Below are 21666 nucleotides of genomic sequence, written 5' to 3'. Positions count from 1 at the left end.
TCAGGCCATACCGCCGGCCACGGCCGGCAGGATCGTGACGCTGTCGCCGTCGGCCAGCTTGGTGTTGATGCCGTCGAGGAAGCGGACGTCCTCGTCGTTGAGGTAGACGTTGACGAAGCGGCGCAGCTGGTCGCCGTTCGCCTTGTCGATGAGACGGTCCTGGATGCCCGCGTGCCGGGTCTCGAGGTCGGCGAAGAGTTCGGCGAGGGTGTCCCCGGTGCCCTCCACCGCCTTCTGACCGTCGGTGTACTGGCGGAGGATGGTCGGGATGCGGACCTCGATGGCCATGGCTGAGGGCTCCTGTCGGAAGGTGTGGTCGGTTCGAAGAGAGCGCACGGCGAGGCCGCCGCGGCCCACTGGCCGAGCGGCGGCAGCGGAGGGTCAACAGATGGCGCTGTTCAGCCTGCACAGGTCGACGTGCAGCCGCGCCACGAGCAGCGTGCCCGGCGCCTTGTCGCTCACGTCGAGAAGAACCATGGGCTCATCGTATCGATTCCCGGTCCGGGATTCGGAGTGTGATCTCACATTCCGGTCGCTTTACGTCCGGATGGTGGGATCAGTAGGCCTCCACCACCTTGACCTCCTCCTCGGTGACCTCACCCTCCACGATCCGGAACGAGCGGAACTGGAACTCGCCGGCGCCGTCGGTGTCGGCGGTGGAGACGAGCACGTAGTGGGCGCCGGGCTCGTTGGCGTAGGAGATGTCGGTGCGCGAGGGGTAGGCCTCGGTCGCCGTGTGCGAGTGGTAGATGACCACCGGCTCCTCGTCGCGGTCGTCCATCTCGCGGTAGAGCTTGAGCAGGTCCTGCGAGTCGAACTCGTAGAAGGTGGGCGAGCGGGCGGCGTTGAGCATCGGGACGAAGCGCTCGGGGCGGCCCTCGCCCACGGGGCCGGCGACCACACCGCACGCCTCGTCGGGGTGGTCGGCGCGGGCGTGGGCGACGATCTGGTCGTACAGGGCCTGGGTGATGGTCAGCATGGGAGTCAGGATAAGCAGATGGGCCGTTCCGTACCGGTGGGTGGTACGGAACGGCCCACATGCCGGACGCCTGGACGGCGGCAGCGCCGGGGTGCCACGAGTACCCCGTGCGGCCCCACGTCCGCGAGTGCGCGCGAGAGCCCTGGTCAGCCGACCCTTTCAAACTCCGACGGGCGGCGCTCGGTGACCTCGGGGCTGCGGCTCTTGAGCACCGCCCAGCCGATCGACAGGGCGGCGGCCCAGCCGGCCATCACGTACAGACAGACCCGGGCGTCGGCGTCGTAGGCGATCAGGCAGGTGACGAAGAGCAGGAAGACGATGGCGATCCAGGAGCACACCGAGCCGCCCGGCGCCGGGAAGGACGAGGCCGGCAGACGGCCCGCGACCACCTGGCGGCGGTAGCGGACGTGGCTGAGCAGGATCATCAGCCAGGTCCAGATGCCGGCCGCGGTGGCGACCGAGGTGACGTAGCCGAACGCCTTCTCCGGGACCGTGTAGTTCAGCACCACGCCGATGCCCATGAAGACCACCGAGACGCCGATGCCCAGTGCCGGGGTCTTGGTGGACGACAGCCGCCGGAAGACCCGCGGCGCCTCGCCGTTGTCCGCGAGCGTGCGCAGCATCCGGCCCGTGGAGTACATGCCGGAGTTGCAGGAGGACAGGGCGGCGGTGAGGACGACGAAGTTGACGATGCCGGCGCCGGCCGGGATGCCGATGACCGCGAACGCCTTCACGAAGGGGCTGACGCCCTCGGCGAACTCGGTCCACTTCACCACGCACAGGATGACGGTGAGGGCGCCGATGTAGAACAGCGCGATGCGCCAGGGCAGGGTGTTGATGGCCCTGGGGAGGGTCTTCTCCGGGTTCTCCGACTCACCGGCCGTGACACCGACCAGCTCGACGGCGAGGTAGGCGAACATCACGCCCTGGAGGGTCATCAGGGAGGAGCCGACGCCCTTGGGGAAGAAGCCGTCGAAGGCCCACAGGTTGGAGACGGCGGCGGTGTCGCCGGCCTGGCTGAAGCCGAGGGTGAGCACGCCGAGGCCGATCACGATCATGCCGATGATGGCGGTGACCTTGATCATCGAGAACCAGAACTCGATCTCGCCGAACAGCTTCACCGAGATCAGGTTGGCCGCGAACAGCAGGACGAGGAAGACCAGCGCCGACACCCACTGCGGGATCGCGGGGAACCAGAAGTTGATGTAGATGGCGGCGGCGGTCAGCTCGGCCATGCCGGTGACCACCCACATCAGCCAGTACGTCCAGCCGGTGAAGTAGCCGAAGAACGGGCCGAGGAACTCGCGGGAGTACTCGGCGAAGGAGCCGGAGACCGGACGGTAGAGCAGAAGCTCCCCGAGCGCCCGCATGATGAAGAAGATGATCACGCCCGCGAGGGCGTACATCAGGATGATGCTGGGTCCGGCCTTGGCGATGTTGGCCCCTGCGCCCAGGAAGAGACCCACGCCGATGGCGCCGCCGATCGCGATCATCTGGACCTGACGGCTGTTGAGCCCGCGCTCGTACCCCTCTTCCGGAGCGTTCGCCTTGTCGACCTGCGCTGAGGTCATGTGTTGGTGCGCCTTTCTCCATGCCGACCCGGACCTTCGCGTCGGCCCCGGATCGGGTCTCGATCCCCCCGGATGATGGAGCTGAGCGGGCTTTCCCGGGTCCGCTCGTGCCTGGCCGGCGGTCCGCCGGCTCGGTGGCGCACCCGGCCGAACATGCGGGTGGTGTTCGCCGGGCGGTCGTGAAGATTTACCACGCCGGCAACGGGCAGCGCAGAGGCGCACTGTGAGGCAGCACACAGACAGAAAGGCTCAAAGAACGCCCGAAGGGGACACAAGGGGACGTTCTCTTGACGTGATCCTTACCCGGATTTGAGACTCCGCTGAGCGGACGCCCGAACCGGGACGATCAGGGCATCACCGGCAGTCAGGGCACCGACGACGGTCAGGGCGTCGGCGACGGTCAGGGCGTCGGCGACGGCCAGGGCGTCGGCGACGGCCAGGGCATCGGCGACGGCCAGGGCATCGGCGACGGCCAGGGCATCGGCGACGGCCAGGGCATCGGCGACGGTCAGGGCATCAGTGTGGAGACCAGCGTCTCCTGGAGGCCGCCCAGCCACAGGTACGCCATCACCATCGGCTTGCGCGGGTCCTCGTCCGGAAGGCGGTAGAGCAGGTCGGTGTCCTCCTCGTCCGCGATCTCCAGCCGGGAGCCGATCGCCAGGCGCAGGTCGTTCAGCGCGCCGAGCCACTGCCGGGACTCCCCGGCCGACAGCTTCAGCACGGCCCCGCCCTCGCCCGCGGCCTCGGACGCCAGCGCGTCCAGGGAGCGCACCACCGCCAGGGCGTTGTCGCGCTTGCCGGCCCGCAGGTCGTTCTCGGTGTAGCGGCGGAACTCGGCGGAGTACGCCCGCCGCTCCTCCGCCTCCCGCGGGCCCGGGGTCGCCTCGGGGTCGCTGTAGGCGTCCGGGAACAGACGCCGGAGCACCGGGTCGGAGGGCGGCTCGCTCGGGCCGTCGGCGAACAGCTCGGCGAGCGGGTCGCCGGACGCGTCCTCGGCGGGGCCGGGGCCGATCAGCTCGAGCAGCTGCACGGCCAGCGACCGGATGATGGAGATCTCGACGTCGTCGAGGGCGACGGCCGCGCCGCCGCCGGGGAGCGGTTCGAAGTGTCCTGGCATGGAGGAGATTCGCTACTTCCGGTCCTGCTGCAGGGTGGCCCACAGCCCGTAGCCGTGCATGGCCTGTACGTCCCGTTCCATCTCCTCGCGGGTGCCGCTGGAGACGACCGCCCGGCCCTTGTGGTGGACGTCGAGCATGAGCTTGGTGGCCTTGTCCTTGGAGTAGCCGAAGTACGACTGGAAGACATACGTCACATAGCTCATGAGATTGACGGGGTCGTTGTGAACGATCGTCACCCAGGGCACGTCGGGCTCGGGCACGGCGGAGACTTCCTCCGCCGACTCGGTCTTCTCGATCTCGATGGGTGCGGCTGCCGTCACATGGCCCATGCTGCCACCACAGGGGGGTACTCGCACAAACGGGCTGGGCGGCCGGGCCTGTTGCCCATAAATCGTCAGACTGACGAAATGGGGGTACGATCCCTGACCATGAACACAGCGGACCTTGGGCTGCCGAAAGAAGAAGAGCGCGAAGCGCTTCCGCGCAAGGGCGGTGGCGGGCGACGGGTGGGCGTTCCCTCGACGGCGCTCTTCACGGACCAGTACGAGCTGACGATGCTCCAGGGCGCCCTGCGGGCGGGGACGGCCGGACGGCGGAGCGTGTTCGAGGTCTTCACCCGGCGGCTGCCGGACGGACGGCGCTACGGCGTCGTCGCCGGGACCGGGCGGGTGCTGGACGCGGTGGAGAACTTCCGGTTCGACGCGGACGTCCTCGGCTTCCTGCGCGAGCGCGGCATCGTCGACGAGGAGACCCTGGCCTGGCTCGCCGACTACCGCTTCGGCGGTGACATCTGGGGCTACCCCGAGGGCGAGGTGTACTTCCCGGGCTCGCCGATCATGCGGGTGGAGGGCAGCTTCGCCGAGTGCGTGCTGCTGGAGACCGTGATCCTGTCGATCCTCAACCACGACTCCGCGATCGCGGCGGCCGCCTCCCGCATGGCCTCCGCCGCCGGTGGCCGGCCGCTGATCGAGATGGGCGCCCGCCGCACCCATGAGCTGGCCGCGGTGGCCGCCGCCCGGGCCGCCTACGTCGGCGGCTTCGCCACCACCTCCGACCTGGCCGCCGGTTTCCGCTACGGCATTCCGACCGTGGGCACCTCCGCGCACGCCTTCACGCTGCTGCACGACACCGAGCGGGACGCCTTCCGGGCCCAGGTGGACACCCTCGGCCGGGGCACGACCCTGCTGGTGGACACCTACGACGTCGCCGAGGCGGTCCGTACCGCCGTGGAGGTCGCCGGCACCGGGCTGGGCGCCGTGCGGATCGACTCCGGGGACCTGCTGCTGGTGGCGCACCGGGTGCGGCAGCAGCTCGACGAGCTGGGTGCCACCGGGACGAAGATCGTGGTGACCTCGGACCTGGACGAGTACGCCATCGCCTCGCTGGCGGCGGCACCCGTGGACGCCTACGGGGTCGGCACCCAGCTGGTGACCGGGTCGGGGTACCCGACGGCCGCGATGGTCTACAAGCTGGTCGCGCGCGCCGAGTCCGCCGACCCCTCGGCGCCGCTGGTGCCGGTGGCCAAGAAGTCCACCGGCGGCAAGACCTCCATCGGCGGGCGCAAGTGGGCCGCCCGGCGCCCGGACGCCCACGGGATCGCCGAGGCCGAGGTGGTCGGCACCGGGCCCGTCCCCGGTGAGCTGGCCGACCGCCGGCTCCAGGTGGAGCTGGTCAAGGGCGGCGCGGTCGTCGCCCGCGAGCCGCTGGACGTCCCCCGCGACCGGCACATCGCGGCCCGCGCGAACCTGCCGCTGTCCGCTATACAGCTGTCCCGGGGGGAACCCGTCATTCCGACGGAGTACGTGCACGGGGGCTCGGGTAGCTAGGACGAGTGCGACGCGATGAAGCCCGCAGTGCCCTGTCCCGTACCGCCGCCGAACGCCGCGGGCCCGGGGGTCCGACGACCTCCGGGCCGGCACCCGCTGTCATCCGTTCCTCCCCGGATCCCATAGTCGAAGGACACCCGCCATGCGCCGCGCCTTGATCGTCGTAGACGTGCAGAACGACTTCTGCGAGGGAGGCAGCCTCGCGGTGGCCGGGGGTGCCGACGTGGCCGCCGCCGTCACCGAGCTGATCGGGCAGGCGCCCGCCGGCTACCGCCACGTCGTGGCCACCCGGGACCACCACATCGCACCGGGCGGCCACTTCGCCGACAACCCCGACTTCGTCCACTCCTGGCCCGCCCACTGCGTGGCCGGCACCGAGGGCGTGGGCTTCCACCCCAACTTCGCCCCCGCCGTCGCCTCCGGCGCCGTCGACGCCGTCTTCGACAAGGGGGCGTACTCCGCGGCCTACAGCGGCTTCGAGGGCACCGACGAGAACGGCGTGAAGCTCGCCGACTGGCTGCGGGAGCGGGAGATCGACGAGGTGGACGTGGTCGGCATCGCCACCGACCACTGCGTGCGCGCCACCGCGCTGGACGCCGCGAAGGAGGGGTTCCGCACCCACGTCCTGCTCGACCTGACCGCCGGGGTGGCCCCGGACTCCACCGAGCGGGCGCTGGAGGAGCTGCGGGAGGCGGGCGTGGAGCTGTCCGGCAAGCCGGTCGTCCAGTAGCCCGCCGGGCCCCTCACGTCTGTGCCGTCGGGCGTCTGAGCAGTGCCCGGATCGGGTGCCACAGCTCCTGGACCGGGTCCGGGCCCGTGATGCCGCCGGCCGGGGCCGTGCGCCATATCAGGCCGTCCGGGTGGTGCAGGACCGCCGTGATCTCGTCCGGGCTCGGCGGGGCGGCGTTGCCCCGCAGGTAGACCGCCCGCAGCCCCAGGTTGCGCAGCCTGGTCAGGGCGCGCGCCCGGTTCGCCGCGTGCACGAGCACCCGGACGCTGCCCGGCCCGTCGGCGGCGGGACTGGGCAGGTTCAGTGCCACCACCACGGTGCCGTTCGGTAGCTTGCAGAAACCTCCTGCGGCCATGCGGTCATACCCCCGTATCAGCTGGTGTCAATAAGAGAGCCACAGGACGCACCTAAACACGGATCGGCGGTGACCCGCCAGGGGGTCACCGCCGATCACGCTCTGACCTGCGAAGATGTGGTCTTACCTGCCCGCGGGGCCGACCTCCAGCTCGATCGTCGAGCCGTTCCTGGCCTCCTTGAGGATCTTGATCTTCGTGTTGGTGTCAGTGATCTTGACGCCACCGGTCGGGTTCGACGGGTCGTAGTAGTCGTTCTTCCGGTCGTTGAAGACCGGCACGCCCTTCGAGCCCGGGATCCAGGTCGCCACGTCCGCCTTGTGCAGCGTCATGCCGTCGGTGCGGTACTTGCTGAACGGCGCGTCGTAGCTCTGGATGCGGTTGCGCATCAGCGTGCCGTCGGCCCACTTCAGCGCGGTCGGGTGGGAGTCGACCGGCAGGACCAGGCCGGTGCCGGGGTGCTGGCTGGTGTTGTTGTCCTGCTGCGAGGTGTCCCACTTCCAGATCAGCAGGCCGTTCTGGTACGCGTAGTGCTCCACCCAGTCCGGGCGGGACGTGAAGCCGAAGTTGTACGGGCCGGTCTTCAGCGTCTTGTCGTACGAGACGTACTGCCGGTTCTCGGCGATGTAGTACTGCGCGTAGTCCTTGGTGAAGGACGCGCCGACGCGGGTGAAGCCGGTGGCCTTCCAGGCGCCGTCCGCCGTCTCGGCGTTGTCGGTGAAGAGGGCCGCGCCGTCCGCGGTGACCGTGATCGCGTCGGCCGTGAAGCCCTTCTGGGCCACGCCGCCGTCGGTCTGGTAGCGGAAGCGGAGGTCGATCTTCTGGCCGGCGTAGGCGTCGAGGGAGTACGCGAACTCGGTGTAGCCCTCGAGCGTGCCGTGCAGGGCGGGCTTGTCGCTGCCGTCGCGCGGGATCGGCTTGCCGTCCACGGTGCCGTCGATGGCGGTCCAGTTGGCGCCGCCGTCGGTGGAGACCTCGGTGTAGAGGTAGTCGTAGTTGGCCTCGATGTCGTACCAGCCGTCGAACGTCAGCTCGGCGGACGACTTGCCGGTGAGGTCGACCGAACGCGCCAGCGTGTTCTTGAGGTTGTCACCGCTGCCGCTCCACCACTGGGTCTCGCCCTGGGCGGGGGTGATGATCTCGGTGGTGACCGCCTTCTTCGGCAGCTCCACGATCAGCGCCTGCTTGTGCTTGGTGTTGTACTCGGCGACGCCCAGCTTGTGCCAGGAGTTCACGCCCGCCTTGGCGGTGTCGTAGTTCAGCCAGCCGAGCTGGAGCTTGTCCCAGGCGGTCATGTCGCCGGGCAGGTCACCGATCTCCTTGCGGCCGGTGCCGAGCCAGGAGCCGGAGGACATCAGGGTCCAGAAGCCGGTGGAGTTCTCGCCGCCCGCGGTGTCGTAGTGGTCCGGCAGGCCGAGGTCGTGGCCGTACTCGTGGGCGAAGACGCCGAGTCCGCCGTTCTCCGGCTGGACGGTGTAGTCGCCGACCCAGACGCCGGTGGAGCCGATCTGCGCGCCGCCCAGCTTGTTCTGCTCGGGGCCGGTGGCGCCGGCGTCGGTGCCGAAGGCGTACCAGCGGTGGGCCCAGATCGCGTCGGTGCCCTGGGCGCCGCCGCCCGCGGACTCGTCCTCGCCGGCGTGCACGATCTGGAAGTGGTCGATGTAGCCGTCGGGCTCGTTGAAGTCGCCGTCGCCGTCGAAGTCGTAGCGGTCCCACTCGTCGAAGCGGGCGACGTCCGCCTTGATCTGGGCGTCGCTGCGGCCGGCCGCCTTCTGCTGCTCGACCCACGCGTTCAGGCCGTCGCTGACGACGTTCCACACGCTCGGGCAGTTGGTGGCGCCGCAGGCGTTGTTGCCGTAGCGGGCCTCGTTGTAGGGGACCTTGACCCAGTCGGAGACCTCGCCCTCGACCGAGTACCGGCCGGAGGACTGCTTCTCGTAGTACGTCTTGACCGAGTTGACGCCCTTGCCGGAGCCGAAGTACAGCTCCTCGAAGTGCTGCTGGTCGTAGTCGGCCTTCCAGGCCGTGGAGTTGTCCGTCCTGCGGTCGGGCTTGGCTATCTGGTTGTGCAGCGGGCCCGGGGTGCCGCCGTAGCGGCTGTCTATCTTGTCGCCGAACTCGACCAGGATGGTGAAGATCTTGTCGGTCTTCTCCCGGCCCAGCTCGACGTACTTGGCGTCGCCCTTCTTGCTCTTGAGCTGGACGACCTTCGAGCCGTCCTTCTTCTTCACCGAGGCCTTGCCGGAGATGACCTGCTTCAGGGCCTCCTCGCGCTGGGCCGCCCGCGTCTTGCTCAGCGGTCCTTCGAGGTCGTGCGAGTGGTTGCCCTTCTCCGGGTGCGGGTCGTGGCGGTCCACGGCGGCCGGGCGGGCGGGCGCGTCCGCCTGCGCGACACCGGCGGCGGAGAGCGTGGCGCCGGCCGCGGCGATGGCGACGGCGGTGGCCGCTGCTCTCAACGTCCAGGGTCTACTGGTCACTTGAGTTCCTCCCCCGCGTGCGCGTGCGCGGATGGGGGGTCAGGGACATGCTGGGGTCCGCGCACACGTGATCAACGCGTGTTTTCAAGTGACGACATTGGACTAGAGGTTCGCCGGAAAAGACAGACCTTGACTTGAGCAGATCAAGTGCACTATGCGGAGTCCACGTCCGCTTTGCGGACGGTCGGCCTCGAACGGGCGCGCGGGCCCGTCCACTTGGTGGACGTCATGACTCCGTGCGCCCCCGGTGCATCGGTGCTGTTGGTCAGGTCACGCTTACTGTCCGTTCCGCTCGGGCATGGAGGCGACTAGAGTCGATTGGCGGAACGCCCGACGTCGGCGGAAAGCCAGGCCGACAGCCCGTTTCACCCCCGATGTCTGCCGAGGACACGATGGCCATGCCACGCCCGACCGTCGCACAGTTCGCCTACGGCTCGTGCACCGTGATCTTCTCGACCATCGCCATGCTCCTCGCGGCGCAGGCGAGTTCCGGACCGGGAGTCGCCGTCACCGCCGCCATCGCCGTCGTGGCACTCGGCCTCGGGCTGGTGGTCGCCCTGACGGTCGCGGCGCCGGGGCCGCGGCGGACGGCGGCCCCTCGGCCCGCCGTGGCCCCCGGGCACCGGGAGCCGGCGCCGTCCCCCCGGACGGCCGGACGGGCGGGCGAGCCGGTGCGCCAGCGGGCCGCCTGACCGCCCGGCCGCGCCTCACGGGGTTCAACGGGCGCTGACCACCACCGTCTTGGCCGCCTTGTCGTGCAGGCCCTGCTTGTAGGGCTTGTCGAAGAAGCTCCAGCCGCCGCAGATGACCGTCCAGACGCAGGCGCAGCAGAAGGCGAACGGAACCCACAGCACCGCCGCGCGCATCAGCGAGGTCTGGACGGAGGGTGTGGCGCCGTTGTCCAGGTTGGCCACCCGCATGCCGAGCCACTGCTTGCCGAGGGTCTGGCCCCGCTTGGCCGTCAGGAAGGTGTCGTAGGCCATGTAGAGCACGACGGCGATGACCGACTGGCCGAAGGACTCGTCGACCTCGACCCGGTCGCCGTACACCTCGTACTCGTTGACCCCGAACGCCCAGCTGAGCAGCCAGACCCCGACGCCCACCAGGATCATGTCGATGATCCGCGCCAGCGTGCGCCGGCCGCTGTCGGCGAGCGGGGGCATGCCGGACAGCGGATCGGTGGGGTAGGAGCCTCCGCCGTACGGGTCACCGCCGGAGGGGCCGCCGCCGTAAGGCCCGCCGCCGTAGGGGCCGCCACCGCCGGGCGGCGGAGCGCCTCCGGGCGGGGGCATGCCGCCGGGCGGGGGCGGGGCCCCGGGCGGCGGGTTGTCGTACGGCGAGCCGGAGCCGCCGGCGCCACCACTGCCGGCGCCCGCACCCGGACCCGTTCCGGGCGGCGGGGGCTGCTTCCTGAACGGGTCGTCGTCGTCCGGCCGCTGCTGGCCGGGGCCGGGGGGCGGTTCACTGCTCATGGCCCGAGTCGACCGTGATCCCCGCGGCGGCGCATCCGGCGAGCCGCCGTCCGGAGTACGGCCGCCCGAGGCCGGGGCGGGCCGCGCCGGGCGCCGGTCAGCCCGCGACGAACGTGTGCGCCGCCTTGTCGTGCCAGCACTGGTGCCAGGGGCGGTCGAAGAGGCACCACGCGACACCCACGACACCGACGACGAGCAGGCCGGGGACGCTGTAGACCAGCCACCGGCGCAGCGCGGCGCCGAAGGACGGGGGCTCGTGGCCCTCGATGTCCCGCACCTCCAGGCCGAGCAGCTTCTTGCCGAGGGTGCGGCCCCACTTGGCGGTGGGCAGCACCTCGTACAGAACGCCGGAGAGCAGCAGGACGGCCAGCACGATGCCCAGGTACGTGGACGTGGTGCCGTCGAGCAGCCAGACCGTGACGGTCTCCCCGGAGAGCCTGGCCGCGTCGATCTTCTCGTTGACGTGGTCGATCGCCTTGATGCCGAGGGGTACGGCGGCCACGGCGGTGAGGGCGGCCAGCACCAGGGTGTCCAGCAGCCGGGCGGCCAGCCGCTTGCCGATCCCGGCGGGGCGCGCCGCGGACTGGCGCCGGGCGGCGGCCTGGAAGGGGTCGTCGACGGGCGGCTTCCAGGGCGCGACGGGCTGCTCGTCCCCCGCGGCGCCCGCGAGCCGGTGCACCTGCTGCGCCCAGGAGGGCTGCCCGCCGCCGGGGCCGCTGGTGAGCGGGGCGGCGGCCTGCGGAGCCGGGGTCTGTGGGGGAGCGGGGGCCGGCTGGGCGGTGGGGGCCGGCTGGGAGACCGCGGCTTGCTGGGCGGCGGGGGCCGCCGGCTGAGCGGCGGGGGCCGGCTGGGCGGCGGGGCCCTGCTGCGGGGCCGCGGCCTGCTGCGGGACCGAGGGGGGCGACTGCTGCGGGCCGGAGAGCGCCGTCGGGGCGGCGGCTGCCGCCGGTCCCGCCTGCGCCGCGGCGGCCTTCCCGGCGCCGAAGCCCGGGCCGCCGGACGGGCCGCCGGACGGGCCCGCGGTGCCGGTCCCCGCCTCGGCCTTCCGCTGTGCCCCGCGCGGGGGCATCGCGCGGAAGGTCATCGTGCCCTCGTCGGCGGCGGGCGCGGCGGTCGGGCGGCGGAAGACGAACGTCCCCCCGGACCTGTCCTCCGCCTCACCGGCCGGGGCCGCCGCGCCCTCGCCCCGGGCCGCGCGGCCCTCGGGCTGCGCGGGGCGCTCGGCGGGCGGGTGGGCTGCGGACGGGTGGGCGGCGGGCGCACCGGCGGGCCCGGCACCGGCGGCCGGCCAACGCCCGGCGGCACCGGCGGACCCGGCGTCGGCGGAACGGCCCTCGGCGGCCGCGGCACCGGCGGCGCCGGACCCGGCGGTCCCGGACCCGGTAGATCCAGACCCGGCGGACCCGGCACCGGACCCGGTCCCTGCGGACCCGGCGGACCCGCCACCCGCCGCGGGCCAGCCGCCGGCAGGCCGGGGCTCCGCCGGCGCGGACGCGGACCCGTGCGGCAGTCTCGGGTCGTTGCCCTGCGGGGCCGGCCACGGCGCGCGGCGGCCTTCGTCGGTGGCCCACGCGGACGCGGGTTCCGGGGCGCTGCCGTGCTGTGACGGGGCGGCGGGCCCGGAGTGCTCCTCGACCGGGTCCTCGTCGAAGAAGTGCGGGCCGGTCTCCTCGACGGAGGGCCGGGCGGGACGCACGCCGGGCGGCGGGGCGAGCGACTCGCCGTCCTTGGGCGCCGGCCGGCTGGTGCCCGGCACCCAGGCGGCGCCGTTCCAGTACCGGACATATCCAGGAATGGACGGGTCCGGGTAGTACCCTTCGCGGGGCCTGTCGTCGCCGGGGGCCGGGGTTGGGGCGCTCATGTCCGTCGTCCCGTATCTGCTCGATGGGTGGTATGGGGGCCTCCACATCTATCAGACCGGCGCACCGCGCACCGCCACTCCCGCCGGACCCGCCCCTTTCCGGGCAACCTCGTGCACACGGCTTCACACCCCGGCAAGGGGCCTGGAAAAAATTCCGGTGGACTTCCGCGAACCCGCGTAACGCTTCCCGCTCCTGCCGCTCTCACTCGTGACGGGCCGGCACGGGTCCGGCCCGAGTCACGAGAGAGGTACGCACGCCATGCACCACACGGTCGTAGAGCGGGAGTTGGAACTGCGGCTCATCCTGTCGCCGGGGCACGCCGCTCCGGTGCCGGCCCGGCTCGGTTATCGCACCGACGACCCGTACGCCGTCCACATCACCTTCCACGTCGACTCCGAACGGCCGGTGCACTGGACCTTCGCCCGCGATCTGCTGGTCGAGGGCGTGTTCCGGCCGTGCGGGCAGGGGGACGTGCGGGTGTGGCCGACGAAGGCGGACGGGCGCAGCGTCGTGCTGATGGCGCTGAGCAGCCCGGACGGGGACGCCCTGCTGGAGGCTCCGACGGCGCAGGTGTCGGCCTGGCTGGAGCGGACGCTGCGAGCGTGCCCCCCGGGGACCGAGGGCGGGCGGCTGGGCCTGGACGACGGTCTGGCCGAGCTGCTCGCCCAGTGAACGTCCGGGGTTCAGAACAGCTTGCCCGGGTTGAGGATGCCGAGCGGGTCGAAGGCCTGCTTGACGGCCCGCTGCATCTCCAGTCCCACCGGGCCGATCTCGCGCGCCAGCCACTCCTTCTTCAGCACGCCCACGCCGTGCTCGCCGGTGATCGTGCCGCCGAGTTCCAGGCCGAGGGCCATGATCTCGTCGAAGGACTCGCGGGCGCGCCGGGACTCCTCGGGGTCGGCGGCGTCGAAGCAGACCGTCGGGTGGGTGTTGCCGTCGCCCGCGTGGGCGCACACCCCGATGGTGAGGCCGTACTTGGCGGCGATGCGCTCGACGCCGTCGAGCAGGTCGCCGAGCCGTGACCGGGGCACGCACACGTCGTCGATCATCGTCGTGCCCTTGACGGCCTCCAGCGCGGTCAGCGACAGCCGCCGTGCCTGGAGGAGCAGTTCGGACTCGGCGGCGTCGTCGGCGGGGACGACCTGGGTGGCGCCGGCCGCCTCGCACAGGGCGGCGACGGCGGCGAGGTCGGCGGCCGGGTCCGGGGTGTCGAAGGCGGCCAGCAGCAGGGCCTCGGTGGTCTCCGGCAGACCCATGTGCGCCAGGTCGTTGACGGCCTTGACCGTCGTACGGTCCATCAGTTCCAGCAGGGACGGCACATGGCCGCCCGCCATGATCCGGCACACCGCGTCGCAGGCGGCCGTCGCGGAGGCGAACTCGGCCGCCAGCACCAGTTGCCGCGGCGGCCTGGGGCGCAGCGCCAGCACGGCCCGTACGACGATGCCGAGGGAACCCTCGGAGCCGACGAACAGCCGGGTGAGGTCGTACCCGGCGACGCCCTTGGCGGTGCGGCGGCCGGTGGTCATCAGGCGGCCGTCGGCGAGGACGACGTCGAGGCCGAGGACGTACTCGGCGGTGACCCCGTACTTCACGCAGCACAGGCCGCCGGAGGCGGTGCCGATGTTGCCGCCGATGGTGCACATCTCCCAGCTGGAGGGGTCGGGGGGGTAGTAGAGGCCGTGTTCGCCGACCGCGCGGGAGAGCGTGGCGTTGACGACGCCCGGTTCGACGACGGCGACGCGGTCGACCGGGCTGATCTCCAGGATGCGGTCCATCTTGGTCAGGGACAGCACGATGCAGCCGTCGGAGGCGTTGGCCGCGCCGGACAGTCCGGTGCGGGCGCCCTGCGGGACGACCGGGACGCGCAGCTCGGTGGCGGTGCGCATGACGTGCTGGACCTGTTCGACGGTGCGCGGCAGCACGACCACGGCGGGGGCGCCGGCCGGGCAGAAGCTCGCCATGTCGTGGGCGTAGGAGGCGGTGACCTCGGGGTCGGTGAGGAGCGCGTCGGCGGGCAGGCCGGCGAGCAGCCGGTCGACGAGGTCGCCCGTGACCGCGCCGCCCTCGTCGGGGCGCGCTTCGATACGGCTCATGATCACAGGGTCGCACCGGGGGGCCATCGGTGTGAACCCCGCGTGCGGCGGCCTCGGGCTGCCCGGGCGGGGCGGCCGTACGGGCGCACAGTATGCGGTGTGATCAACATTCTGGAGGCTCCGGGCCACCGGCGGCGGCGTGCCCGCCGTATCCGGCGGGCGCTGGTCGCCTCGGCCGCCGGGGGCGCCGTACTCGGCGGGGTGCTGGTGGTGTCGCCCTGGGAGCGGGAGTCCGCTCCCCCGCCGGCACCGGGGCCGGCGGCGCAGGCGCGGAGCGCGGTCGCCGCCGGGGCGCCGGCCGCGCTGTCCGACCTGGCGGTGCTGGTCGGGGAGCAGGAGGCGCGGGTGCGGGCCCGCCCCGGGGACGCCGGGGCGTGGGCGGTGCTGGGGACGGCGTATGTGGAGCAGGGGCGGCGGACGGCGGATGCCGGGCAGTACCCGCGGGCCGAGCGGGCGCTGCGGAACGCGCTGAAGCACGGGGCGCGCGGCTCTCGGGCGCTGGAGGGGCTGGCGGCGCTGGCGGTGGCGCGCCGGGACTTCCCGGCGGCGCGGAAGTGGGCGGAGGCGGCGCGCGAGGCGGCGCCGAAGCGGTGGACGACGCAGGCGGTGCTGATCGACGCGTACACCGGCCTCGGGGACCACGAGGCCGTGGCGAAGGCGATGGACCGGATGACGGAGCTGGGCTCGGGTCCGGCGGTCAAGGCGCGGGCGGCGGCCGTCTACCGGGACAAGGGCTGGCGGGAGGACGCCGCGGCGCAGATCTCCGACGCCGCGGCGGCGGCCGAGGCGCCGGCCGAGCGGGCGGCGTACCTGGAGCAGGCCGGGCGGCTGGCGTTGGAGCGCGGGGACCGGGAGATGGCGCTGCGGCACTTCGAGGAGGCGCTGCGCACCGACCCCGACCTGCGGGCGGCGCAGGCCGGGCAGGGCAGGGCGCTGGCGGCGCTGGGCCGGACGTCGGAGGCGCTGACGGCGTACCAGGCGGCGCTGGCCAAGCAGCCGCGGCCCGACTGGGCGCTGGAGCTGGGCGAGTTGTACCAGTCGCTGGGGCTGGGGCAGGCGGCGAAGGTCCAGTACGACCTGCTGCGCGACCGGGTGCGCCGGGCGGCGGCGGCCGGGGTGGACGAGCAGCTGGTGCTGGGGCGGTTCGAGGCGGACCACGGGGACGCGGAGGCGGCGGTGCGGCGGCTGCGGGCCGAGTGGAAGCGGCAGCCGGCCACGGCGGTGGCCGACGCGCTGGGCTGGGCGCTGTACCGGACCGGGCGGTACGAGGAGGCGCTGCGCCTTGCGACGCGGGCGACCGAGGGTGAGCACGGCGGCGGGGTGCGCAGCGCGCTGTACGTATTCCACCGGGGCATGATCGAGCGGAAGCTGGGGCGGTACGGGGCGGCTCGGCGGCACCTTCAGGAGGCGCTGCGGATCGACCCGTACTTCTCGCCGCTGCGGGTGCCGGAGGCGAAGCGGGCGTTGCGGCGGCTGGGCGAGCCCTCGGTGGAGGACCCGCCCGCCTTCTAGCGGCCGGGGCCGTCAGAGGTTGCCGCGCTTCTCCTGTTCGCGCTCGATCGCCTCGAACAGGGCCTTGAAGTTGCCCTTGCCGAAGCCCATGGAGCCGTGCCGCTCGATGATCTCGAAGAAGACGGTCGGGCGGTCCTGGACCGGCTTGGTGAAGATCTGCAGCAGGTAGCCGTCCTCGTCGCGGTCGGCGAGGATCTTCAGCTCGCGCAGGGTCTCGACCGGTACGCGGGTGTCGCCGACCCACTCGCCGAGGGTGTCGTAGTAGGAGTCGGGCGTGTCCAGGAACTGCACGCCGTTCGCCCTCATCGTGCGGACGGTCTGCACGATGTCGTTGGTGTTCAGCGCGATGTGCTGGACGCCGGCGCCGCCGTAGAACTCCAGGTACTCGTCGATCTGGGACTTCTTCTTGGCGACGGCGGGCTCGTTGATCGGGAACTTGACCTTGAGCGTGCCGTCGGCGACGACCTTCGACATCAGCGCGCTGTACTCGGTCGCGATGTCGTCGCCCACGAACTCCTTCATGTTCGTGAAGCCCATGACCTTGTTGTAGAAGCCGACCCACTCGTTCATCCGGCCGAGTTCGACGTTGCCGACGCAGTGGTCGATGGCCTGGAAGGTGCGCTGGGCGGGCGGCTCGACCATCGGGGCGGCGGCGACGTAGCCGGGCAGGTAGGGGCCGTCGTAGCCGGTGCGCTCCACCAGGGTGTGCCGGGTCTCGCCGTAGGTGGCGATGGCGGCGAGGACGACGGTGCCGTGCTCGTCCTTCACCTCGTACGGCTCGGCGATCGAACGGGCGCCGTGCTCGACGGCGTAGGCGTGGGCGGCGCGGGCGTCCGGGACCTCGATGGCGAGGTCGACGACGCCGTCGCCGTGCTCGGCCACGTGGGTCGCGAGGAAGCGGCCCCACTCGGTGGCCGGCTTGATCACCGAGGTGAACACGAAACGGGCGGAGCCGTTCTCCAGCACGTAGCTCGCGGTCTCGCGGCTGCCGTTCTCCGGTCCGGAGTAGGCGACCAGCTGCATGCCGAAGGCGGTGGAGTAGTAGTGCGCCGCCTGCTTGGCGTTGCCCACGGCGAAGACGACCGCGTCCATTCCCTTGACCGGGAAGGGGTCGGCCTGCCGGGCGGTGTCGGGAGTGTGGTGTGTGGTCTGCGTCATAGCCGCAGGGTCTCCCGCCCCCGCAAGGTGCGCAATAGTTTGCGTTTTCACTGGGCAATCTGCTCAGTGTGGGACGCGTCTTGGCGGGCGTTCTGTACAGGATGACCAGCCGGGAGGGTGACGGGCGTGGCGATCGACCGACTGGACGGGCGGATCATCGGGCTGCTGGCGCGGGAGCCGCGGATCGGGGTGCTGGAGATGTCCCGGCGGCTGGGCGTGGCGCGCGGGACGGTGCAGGCGCGACTGGACCGGCTTCAGTCGAACGGAGTCATCCGGGGCTTCGGCCCGCAGGTCGACCCGGCCGCGCTCGGCTATCCGGTCACGGCGTTCGCCACGCTGGAGATCCGGCAGGGCCAAGGGGCCGACGTGCGCGCCCACTTGGCGACCGTGCCGGAGGTGCTGGAGCTGCATACCACCACCGGCACCGGGGACATGCTGTGCCGGCTGGTGGCCCGCTCGAACGCCGATCTCCAGCGTGTGATCGACCGGGTTGTCGGTTTTGATGGCATCGTCCGGGCCGCCACGGCGATCGTGATGGAGAATCCGGTTCCGCTGCGGATCATCCCGCTGGTGGAGCAGGCGGCCCAGGACAGACGCGAGTAGGACCGGCCGTCCCGGAGGTGAGCGCGGTGAACTTCTGGGAGTTCCTGGTCAGCCGCCACCAGCAGTTGCTCACCGACGCCTACCAGCACGCCAGTGCCGTCTTCCAGTGCATGGTGGTGGCGACGGTGCTCGGCGTGCTCCTCGGTGTCGTCACCTACCGCAGCGAGTGGGCGGGCAGCCTGGCGACCGTCACCACCTCCACCATCCTGACCATCCCGTCGCTGGCCATGATCGGCCTGCTCATCCCGATCGTCGGCCTGGGCGTGCCGCCGACGGTGACCGCGCTGACCCTGTACGGGCTGCTGCCGATCGTGCGGAACGCCATCGTCGGGCTGCGCGGCGTCGACCCGGCGCTGGTGGACGCCGCGAAGGGCATCGGCATGTCCCGGACGGCCCGGCTGCTCCGGGTGGAGCTGCCGCTGGCCTGGCCCCCGATCCTCACCGGCATCCGGGTCTCGACGCAGATGCTCATGGGCATCGCCGCCATCGCCGCGTACGCCTCCGGGCCCGGCCTCGGCAACGAGATCTTCCGCGGGATCGCCTCCCTGGGGAGTAAGAACGCGCTCAACCTGGTGCTCTCCGGCACGCTCGGGATCATCGTCCTCGCCCTGCTGTTCGACGCCGCGTACGTCCTGATCGGGCGGCTGACCATTCCGAGGGGGATCCGTGCCTGAGAGTCCCGCCGCGTCGGGTGCCGCGATCGAGCTGCACAACCTCACCAAGCGCTACCCGGGCAATCCGCAGCCGGCCGTCGACAACGTCTCCATGGAGATCAAGGCGGGCGAGACTGTCATCTTCGTCGGCCCGTCGGGCTGCGGTAAGTCCACCACCCTGAAGATGATCAACCGGCTGATCGAACCGACCGGCGGACGCATCCGCATCAACGGCGAGGACGTCACCGACATGGACCCGGTGAAGCTGCGCCGCAAGGTCGGTTACGCCATCCAGGCCTCGGGCCTGTTCCCGCACATGACGGTCGCGCAGAACATCGCCCTGGTGCCGAAGATGGCCGGCTGGTCCACGTCCCGCATCCGCTCCCGGGTGGAGGAGATGCTCGACCTGGTGGGACTGGACCCGGGCGAGTTCCACGGCCGCTATCCGCGCCAGCTCTCCGGCGGCCAGCAGCAGCGGGTGGGCGTGGCGCGGGCGCTGGCGGCCGATCCGCCGGTGCTGCTGATGGACGAGCCGTTCGGCGCGGTGGACCCGATCACCCGCGACCACCTCCAGGACGAGCTGATCCGGTTGCAGCACGAGCTGCACAAGACGATCGTCTTCGTCACCCACGACTTCGACGAGGCGATCAAGCTCGGCGACCGGATCGCCGTACTGCGCGAACGCTCCCACATCGCGCAGTTCGACACCCCGGAGGCCATCCTCACCAACCCGGCGGACGACTTCGTCTCCGGTTTCGTGGGCGCCGGGGCGGCGCTGAAGCGGCTGAACCTCACCCGGGTGCGGGACGTGGAGATCACCGACCTTCCGACGGTGACCGTCGACGACCCGCTCCAGCACATCTTCAACCGGCTGCGGGACAGCGGCAGCAACGAGATCCTGCTGCTGGACAAGCGGGGGCGGCCGTACAAATGGCTGCGGCGCGGTGACCTGATGCGGGCCAGGGGATCGCTGGCGCGGGCGGGCACCCTGGTGCACGACACGGTGACCCGGGACGCGACGCTGCGGGACGCGCTGGAGGCGGTGCTGACCGACAACACCGGGCGGGTGGCGGTCACCGGCCGGCGCGGCGAGTACATCGGCGTCGTCGACATGGAGACGCTGCTGAACTCCGTGCACGAGCTGCTGGAGGCGGACCGGCTGGACGCGCTGGAGCACCAGCACGACCTGGAGGAGGCCCGCGCCGATCGCACCCATGCCGAGCAGGAGGGCTTCGGAGGGGAGGCGAAGGCGTGAGCACCTCTTCCGGAAGTCCTTCGGATGACTCCCCCGGGCCCTCGTCCCGGCGTGTTTCCGCGCGCATCGTCAGGCGCCGGCCGCCGCGGCCCGAGGGCCGGCCCGAGGACGGCGGGCCGGACGTCGGGCTCCGCGACGACGACCACGCGGAGGCGGCCGACGCCGACGCGGCCGACGCGGAGGCGGGCGACGCGGAGGCGGGCGACGCGGAGGCGGGCGACGCGGAGGGCGAGCCGGAGCCCGGCCCCCCGTCGCCGGCCGCGACCAAGCGGCGGGTCACCTGGCAGAAGCTGACGTTCCTGCCGGTGCTGGTCATCGCGGTGCTGCTGGCGACCTGGCTGTGGTTCCGGCAGGCCGACCTGGACGCGCTCAGCCGCAACGCCCTGTCGGACGGCCGGGTCAGCAAGGCGCTGTGGCAGCACGTGCAGCTGACGGTGATCTCCACCTTCTTCGTGCTGATCATCGCCATTCCGCTGGGCATCCTGCTCACCCGCCGGGCGTTCCGGAAGGCCACCCCGGTGGCGCTGGCGTTCGCCAACATGGGCCAGGCGACCCCCGCGATCGGTCTGCTGGCGCTGCTGGTGATCTGGCTGGGCATCGGCCGCCGGGCGGCCCTGATCGGCATCATCGTCTACGCCGTCCTGCCGGTGCTGTCGAACACCATCGCCGGACTGAAGGCCAACGACCCGACGCTGCTGGAGGCGGCCCGCGGCATCGGCATGTCCCCCCTGGGCGTGCTGACCCGCGTCGAACTCCCGCTGGCCGTGCCGCTGATCCTGGCCGGCGTGCGCACCGCGCTCGTCCTCAACGTCGGCACGGCCACGCTCGCGGTCTTCGGCGGGGGCGGCGGTCTCGGTGTGCTGATCACCACCGGCATCACCAGCCAGCGGATGCCGGTGCTGGTGCTGGGCTCGATCCTCACCGTCGCCCTGGCCCTGCTGGTGGACTGGCTGGCCTCGCTCGCCGAACTGCTGCTGCGCCCGCGCGGACTGGAGGCGGGAGCATGAGACGACGTGCCTGCCTGCTGCTGGCCACGGCCCTGGTCGCCGCCTCCGGCTGCGGCCTCACCAGCGGCTCGCCCATGGCCGACGACGTGGAGCCGGGCACGATCGGCCGGGGCCGGCCGCTCGACGGCGCGAGCCTCACCGTCGTGTCCAAGCAGTTCACCGAGCAGCTCATCCTGGGCGCCATCATGGGGATCGCCTTCGAGGCGGCAGGCGCCGAGGTGCTGGACCGCACCGGCATCCAGGGCTCCGTCGGCACCCGCGCGGCGGTGGAGAACGGCGACGCCGACGCCACGTACGAGTACACGGGCACCGCCTGGATCACGTACCTGGGGCACGGCGAGCCCATCCCGGACGAGCGGGAGCAGTGGCGGGCGGTGCGCGACGAGGACCTGGGGAACGGGCTGACCTGGCTGCCGCCGGCGCCGCTGAACAACACCTACGCGCTGGCGATGAACCGGGCCAACCACCGGAAGTACGGCACGGACACCCTGTCCGAGGTGGCCGAGCTGTCGAAGACCGACCCGGGTGCGGTGACGCTGTGCGTGGAGGTCGAGTTCTCCAACCGGGCGGACGGGCTGCCGGGGATGGAGAGGGCGTACGGGATGGACATCCCACCGGGCGACATCACGCAGATGGACACCGGGATCATCTACACCCAGACGGCGAAGGGTGCCTGCACCTACGGCGAGGTGTACACCACCGACGGGCGGATCAAGTCGATGGACCTGGTGGTGATGGAGGACGACGAGCAGTTCTTCCCGAACTACAACGCGGCGCCCATGGTGCGGACCGCGACGCTGGAGAAGTGGCCGGCGATCGCCACCGTCCTGGAGCCCGTGACGAAGGCGCTGACCAACGACGTGGCGCGGGCGCTGAACGCGAAGGTCGACGTCGAGGGGGAGGACGCGCACCAGGTGGCGCTGGACTGGATGATCGAGAAGGGCTTCGTGAAGGAGGGCTGAGGCGGGCGAGCCTCGGCGGGGGTCACCGGCGGGGG

At 71.9% G+C, this 21666-nt stretch carries 23 protein-coding genes; 10 read left to right on the top strand and 13 right to left on the bottom strand.

Annotated elements, in window-relative coordinates:
* The 7 genes from ACLGIH_RS21455 to clpS all read right to left on the bottom strand — a co-directional run bounded on the left by ACLGIH_RS21455 (position 1) and on the right by clpS (position 3997).
* Complete coding sequence (locus ACLGIH_RS21455; protein ID WP_416526880.1) at positions 1 to 288, bottom strand: MoaD/ThiS family protein; 288 nt, start codon at positions 286 to 288, stop codon at positions 1 to 3.
* Positions 289 to 381: 93 nt separating this feature from the next.
* The gene (locus ACLGIH_RS21450; protein WP_019065921.1) at positions 382 to 477 is read right to left on the bottom strand and encodes a putative leader peptide; all 96 of its coding nucleotides are present in this window, start codon (positions 475 to 477) and stop codon (positions 382 to 384) included.
* Between the two features lie 79 nt (positions 478 to 556).
* A complete protein-coding gene (locus ACLGIH_RS21445) occupies positions 557 to 979 on the bottom strand; it encodes a M67 family metallopeptidase (protein ID WP_416526879.1) in 423 nt (140 codons plus the stop codon).
* A gap of 146 nt (positions 980 to 1125) precedes the next feature.
* Positions 1126 to 2550, bottom strand: coding sequence for an amino acid permease (locus tag ACLGIH_RS21440; RefSeq protein ID WP_416526878.1), 1425 nt, complete (start codon positions 2548 to 2550; stop codon positions 1126 to 1128).
* A 299-nt stretch (positions 2551 to 2849) separates the two neighbouring features.
* Positions 2850 to 3107 carry a hypothetical protein gene (locus ACLGIH_RS21435; protein ID WP_416526877.1) on the bottom strand — a complete coding sequence of 86 codons (258 nt, stop codon included), beginning with the start codon at positions 3105 to 3107 and terminating at the stop codon, positions 2850 to 2852.
* Positions 3059 to 3667, bottom strand: coding sequence for a DUF2017 domain-containing protein (locus tag ACLGIH_RS21430; RefSeq protein WP_416526876.1), 609 nt, complete (start codon positions 3665 to 3667; stop codon positions 3059 to 3061). Before ACLGIH_RS21430 ends, ACLGIH_RS21435 begins: the two co-directional genes overlap by 49 nt.
* A 12-nt stretch (positions 3668 to 3679) precedes the next feature.
* Positions 3680 to 3997 (bottom strand): ATP-dependent Clp protease adapter ClpS, encoded by a 318-nt coding sequence (clpS, locus tag ACLGIH_RS21425; protein ID WP_416526875.1) that lies wholly within the window; start codon positions 3995 to 3997, stop codon positions 3680 to 3682.
* A gap of 99 nt (positions 3998 to 4096) precedes the next feature.
* Here clpS and ACLGIH_RS21420 point away from each other — a divergent pair, with 99 nt between their 5' ends.
* On the top strand, positions 4097 to 5494 hold the full coding sequence (locus ACLGIH_RS21420) for a nicotinate phosphoribosyltransferase (protein WP_416526874.1): 1398 nt from the start codon (positions 4097 to 4099) through the stop codon (positions 5492 to 5494).
* Between the two features lie 142 nt (positions 5495 to 5636).
* On the top strand, positions 5637 to 6224 hold the full coding sequence (locus ACLGIH_RS21415; protein WP_416526873.1) for an isochorismatase family protein: 588 nt from the start codon (positions 5637 to 5639) through the stop codon (positions 6222 to 6224).
* Between the two features lie 13 nt (positions 6225 to 6237).
* Here the strand turns inward: ACLGIH_RS21415 and ACLGIH_RS21410 are convergent, their stop codons facing one another.
* Positions 6238 to 6579: a hypothetical protein gene (locus tag ACLGIH_RS21410; RefSeq protein WP_416526872.1), complete on the bottom strand. Its 342-nt coding sequence runs from the start codon at positions 6577 to 6579 to the stop codon at positions 6238 to 6240.
* Between the two features lie 123 nt (positions 6580 to 6702).
* A complete protein-coding gene (locus tag ACLGIH_RS21405; protein WP_416526871.1) occupies positions 6703 to 9054 on the bottom strand; it encodes an immune inhibitor A domain-containing protein in 2352 nt (783 codons plus the stop codon).
* A 398-nt stretch (positions 9055 to 9452) separates the two neighbouring features.
* Between ACLGIH_RS21405 and ACLGIH_RS21400 the strand changes: the two genes are divergently transcribed.
* On the top strand, positions 9453 to 9746 hold the full coding sequence (locus tag ACLGIH_RS21400) for a hypothetical protein (RefSeq protein ID WP_416526870.1): 294 nt from the start codon (positions 9453 to 9455) through the stop codon (positions 9744 to 9746).
* A 24-nt stretch (positions 9747 to 9770) separates the two neighbouring features.
* On the opposite strand, the gene ACLGIH_RS21395 is transcribed toward ACLGIH_RS21400, so the two are convergent.
* Both ACLGIH_RS21395 and ACLGIH_RS21390 read right to left on the bottom strand, forming a co-directional pair.
* Positions 9771 to 10526 carry an RDD family protein gene (locus ACLGIH_RS21395; RefSeq protein WP_416526869.1) on the bottom strand — a complete coding sequence of 252 codons (756 nt, stop codon included), beginning with the start codon at positions 10524 to 10526 and terminating at the stop codon, positions 9771 to 9773.
* Between the two features lie 97 nt (positions 10527 to 10623).
* Positions 10624 to 12387, bottom strand: coding sequence for an RDD family protein (locus ACLGIH_RS21390; protein WP_416526868.1), 1764 nt, complete (start codon positions 12385 to 12387; stop codon positions 10624 to 10626).
* Between the two features lie 259 nt (positions 12388 to 12646).
* Between ACLGIH_RS21390 and ACLGIH_RS21385 the strand changes: the two genes are divergently transcribed.
* Positions 12647 to 13060 (top strand): SsgA family sporulation/cell division regulator, encoded by a 414-nt coding sequence (locus ACLGIH_RS21385; RefSeq protein ID WP_416526867.1) that lies wholly within the window; start codon positions 12647 to 12649, stop codon positions 13058 to 13060.
* A gap of 11 nt (positions 13061 to 13071) precedes the next feature.
* Here the strand turns inward: ACLGIH_RS21385 and ACLGIH_RS21380 are convergent, their stop codons facing one another.
* A complete protein-coding gene (locus ACLGIH_RS21380) occupies positions 13072 to 14487 on the bottom strand; it encodes an FAD-binding oxidoreductase (protein ID WP_416526866.1) in 1416 nt (471 codons plus the stop codon).
* Positions 14488 to 14583: 96 nt separating this feature from the next.
* Here ACLGIH_RS21380 and ACLGIH_RS21375 point away from each other — a divergent pair, with 96 nt between their 5' ends.
* The gene (locus ACLGIH_RS21375; protein WP_416529443.1) at positions 14584 to 15993 is read left to right on the top strand and encodes a tetratricopeptide repeat protein; all 1410 of its coding nucleotides are present in this window, start codon (positions 14584 to 14586) and stop codon (positions 15991 to 15993) included.
* 12 nt (positions 15994 to 16005) lie between these two features.
* On the opposite strand, the gene hppD is transcribed toward ACLGIH_RS21375, so the two are convergent.
* Positions 16006 to 17151 carry a 4-hydroxyphenylpyruvate dioxygenase gene (hppD, locus tag ACLGIH_RS21370; protein ID WP_416526865.1) on the bottom strand — a complete coding sequence of 382 codons (1146 nt, stop codon included), beginning with the start codon at positions 17149 to 17151 and terminating at the stop codon, positions 16006 to 16008.
* 126 nt (positions 17152 to 17277) lie between these two features.
* Between hppD and ACLGIH_RS21365 the strand changes: the two genes are divergently transcribed.
* The 5 genes from ACLGIH_RS21365 to ACLGIH_RS21345 are packed head-to-tail and all read left to right on the top strand — an operon-like array spanning position 17278 to position 21631.
* On the top strand, positions 17278 to 17754 hold the full coding sequence (locus ACLGIH_RS21365; RefSeq protein ID WP_416526864.1) for an Lrp/AsnC family transcriptional regulator: 477 nt from the start codon (positions 17278 to 17280) through the stop codon (positions 17752 to 17754).
* Positions 17755 to 17780: 26 nt separating this feature from the next.
* A complete protein-coding gene (locus ACLGIH_RS21360; protein WP_416526863.1) occupies positions 17781 to 18428 on the top strand; it encodes an ABC transporter permease in 648 nt (215 codons plus the stop codon).
* Positions 18421 to 19662 carry a betaine/proline/choline family ABC transporter ATP-binding protein gene (locus ACLGIH_RS21355; protein WP_416526862.1) on the top strand — a complete coding sequence of 414 codons (1242 nt, stop codon included), beginning with the start codon at positions 18421 to 18423 and terminating at the stop codon, positions 19660 to 19662. The genes ACLGIH_RS21360 and ACLGIH_RS21355 overlap by 8 nt, the downstream gene beginning before the upstream one ends.
* On the top strand, positions 19659 to 20669 hold the full coding sequence (locus tag ACLGIH_RS21350; RefSeq protein WP_416526861.1) for an ABC transporter permease: 1011 nt from the start codon (positions 19659 to 19661) through the stop codon (positions 20667 to 20669). Before ACLGIH_RS21355 ends, ACLGIH_RS21350 begins: the two co-directional genes overlap by 4 nt.
* Positions 20666 to 21631 carry a glycine betaine ABC transporter substrate-binding protein gene (locus ACLGIH_RS21345; RefSeq protein WP_416526860.1) on the top strand — a complete coding sequence of 322 codons (966 nt, stop codon included), beginning with the start codon at positions 20666 to 20668 and terminating at the stop codon, positions 21629 to 21631. Before ACLGIH_RS21350 ends, ACLGIH_RS21345 begins: the two co-directional genes overlap by 4 nt.
* Positions 21632 to 21666: the final 35 nt, after the last annotated feature.

Origin of the sequence: Streptomyces hamibioticus (assembly GCF_047946815.1) — a bacterium.
Lineage (GTDB): Bacteria > Actinomycetota > Actinomycetes > Streptomycetales > Streptomycetaceae > Streptomyces.
Note: the sequence above shows the minus strand (reverse complement) of the source record. Positions and strands in the feature narration are given on the sequence as shown.

Coding starts and splice junctions, on each gene's coding strand:
- ACLGIH_RS21455 (WP_416526880.1), bottom strand. CDS start 288: ATGGCCATCGAGGTCCGCATCCCGACCATCCTCCGCCAGTACACCGAC.
- ACLGIH_RS21450 (WP_019065921.1), bottom strand. CDS start 477: ATGGTTCTTCTCGACGTGAGCGACAAGGCGCCGGGCACGCTGCTCGTG.
- ACLGIH_RS21445 (WP_416526879.1), bottom strand. CDS start 979: ATGCTGACCATCACCCAGGCCCTGTACGACCAGATCGTCGCCCACGCC.
- ACLGIH_RS21440 (WP_416526878.1), bottom strand. CDS start 2,550: ATGACCTCAGCGCAGGTCGACAAGGCGAACGCTCCGGAAGAGGGGTAC.
- ACLGIH_RS21430 (WP_416526876.1), bottom strand. CDS start 3,667: ATGCCAGGACACTTCGAACCGCTCCCCGGCGGCGGCGCGGCCGTCGCC.
- clpS (WP_416526875.1), bottom strand. CDS start 3,997: ATGGGCCATGTGACGGCAGCCGCACCCATCGAGATCGAGAAGACCGAG.
- ACLGIH_RS21420 (WP_416526874.1), top strand. CDS start 4,097: ATGAACACAGCGGACCTTGGGCTGCCGAAAGAAGAAGAGCGCGAAGCG.
- ACLGIH_RS21415 (WP_416526873.1), top strand. CDS start 5,637: ATGCGCCGCGCCTTGATCGTCGTAGACGTGCAGAACGACTTCTGCGAG.
- ACLGIH_RS21410 (WP_416526872.1), bottom strand. CDS start 6,579: ATGGCCGCAGGAGGTTTCTGCAAGCTACCGAACGGCACCGTGGTGGTG.
- ACLGIH_RS21400 (WP_416526870.1), top strand. CDS start 9,453: ATGCCACGCCCGACCGTCGCACAGTTCGCCTACGGCTCGTGCACCGTG.
- ACLGIH_RS21395 (WP_416526869.1), bottom strand. CDS start 10,526: ATGAGCAGTGAACCGCCCCCCGGCCCCGGCCAGCAGCGGCCGGACGAC.
- ACLGIH_RS21390 (WP_416526868.1), bottom strand. CDS start 12,387: ATGAGCGCCCCAACCCCGGCCCCCGGCGACGACAGGCCCCGCGAAGGG.
- ACLGIH_RS21385 (WP_416526867.1), top strand. CDS start 12,647: ATGCACCACACGGTCGTAGAGCGGGAGTTGGAACTGCGGCTCATCCTG.
- hppD (WP_416526865.1), bottom strand. CDS start 17,151: ATGACGCAGACCACACACCACACTCCCGACACCGCCCGGCAGGCCGAC.
- ACLGIH_RS21345 (WP_416526860.1), top strand. CDS start 20,666: ATGAGACGACGTGCCTGCCTGCTGCTGGCCACGGCCCTGGTCGCCGCC.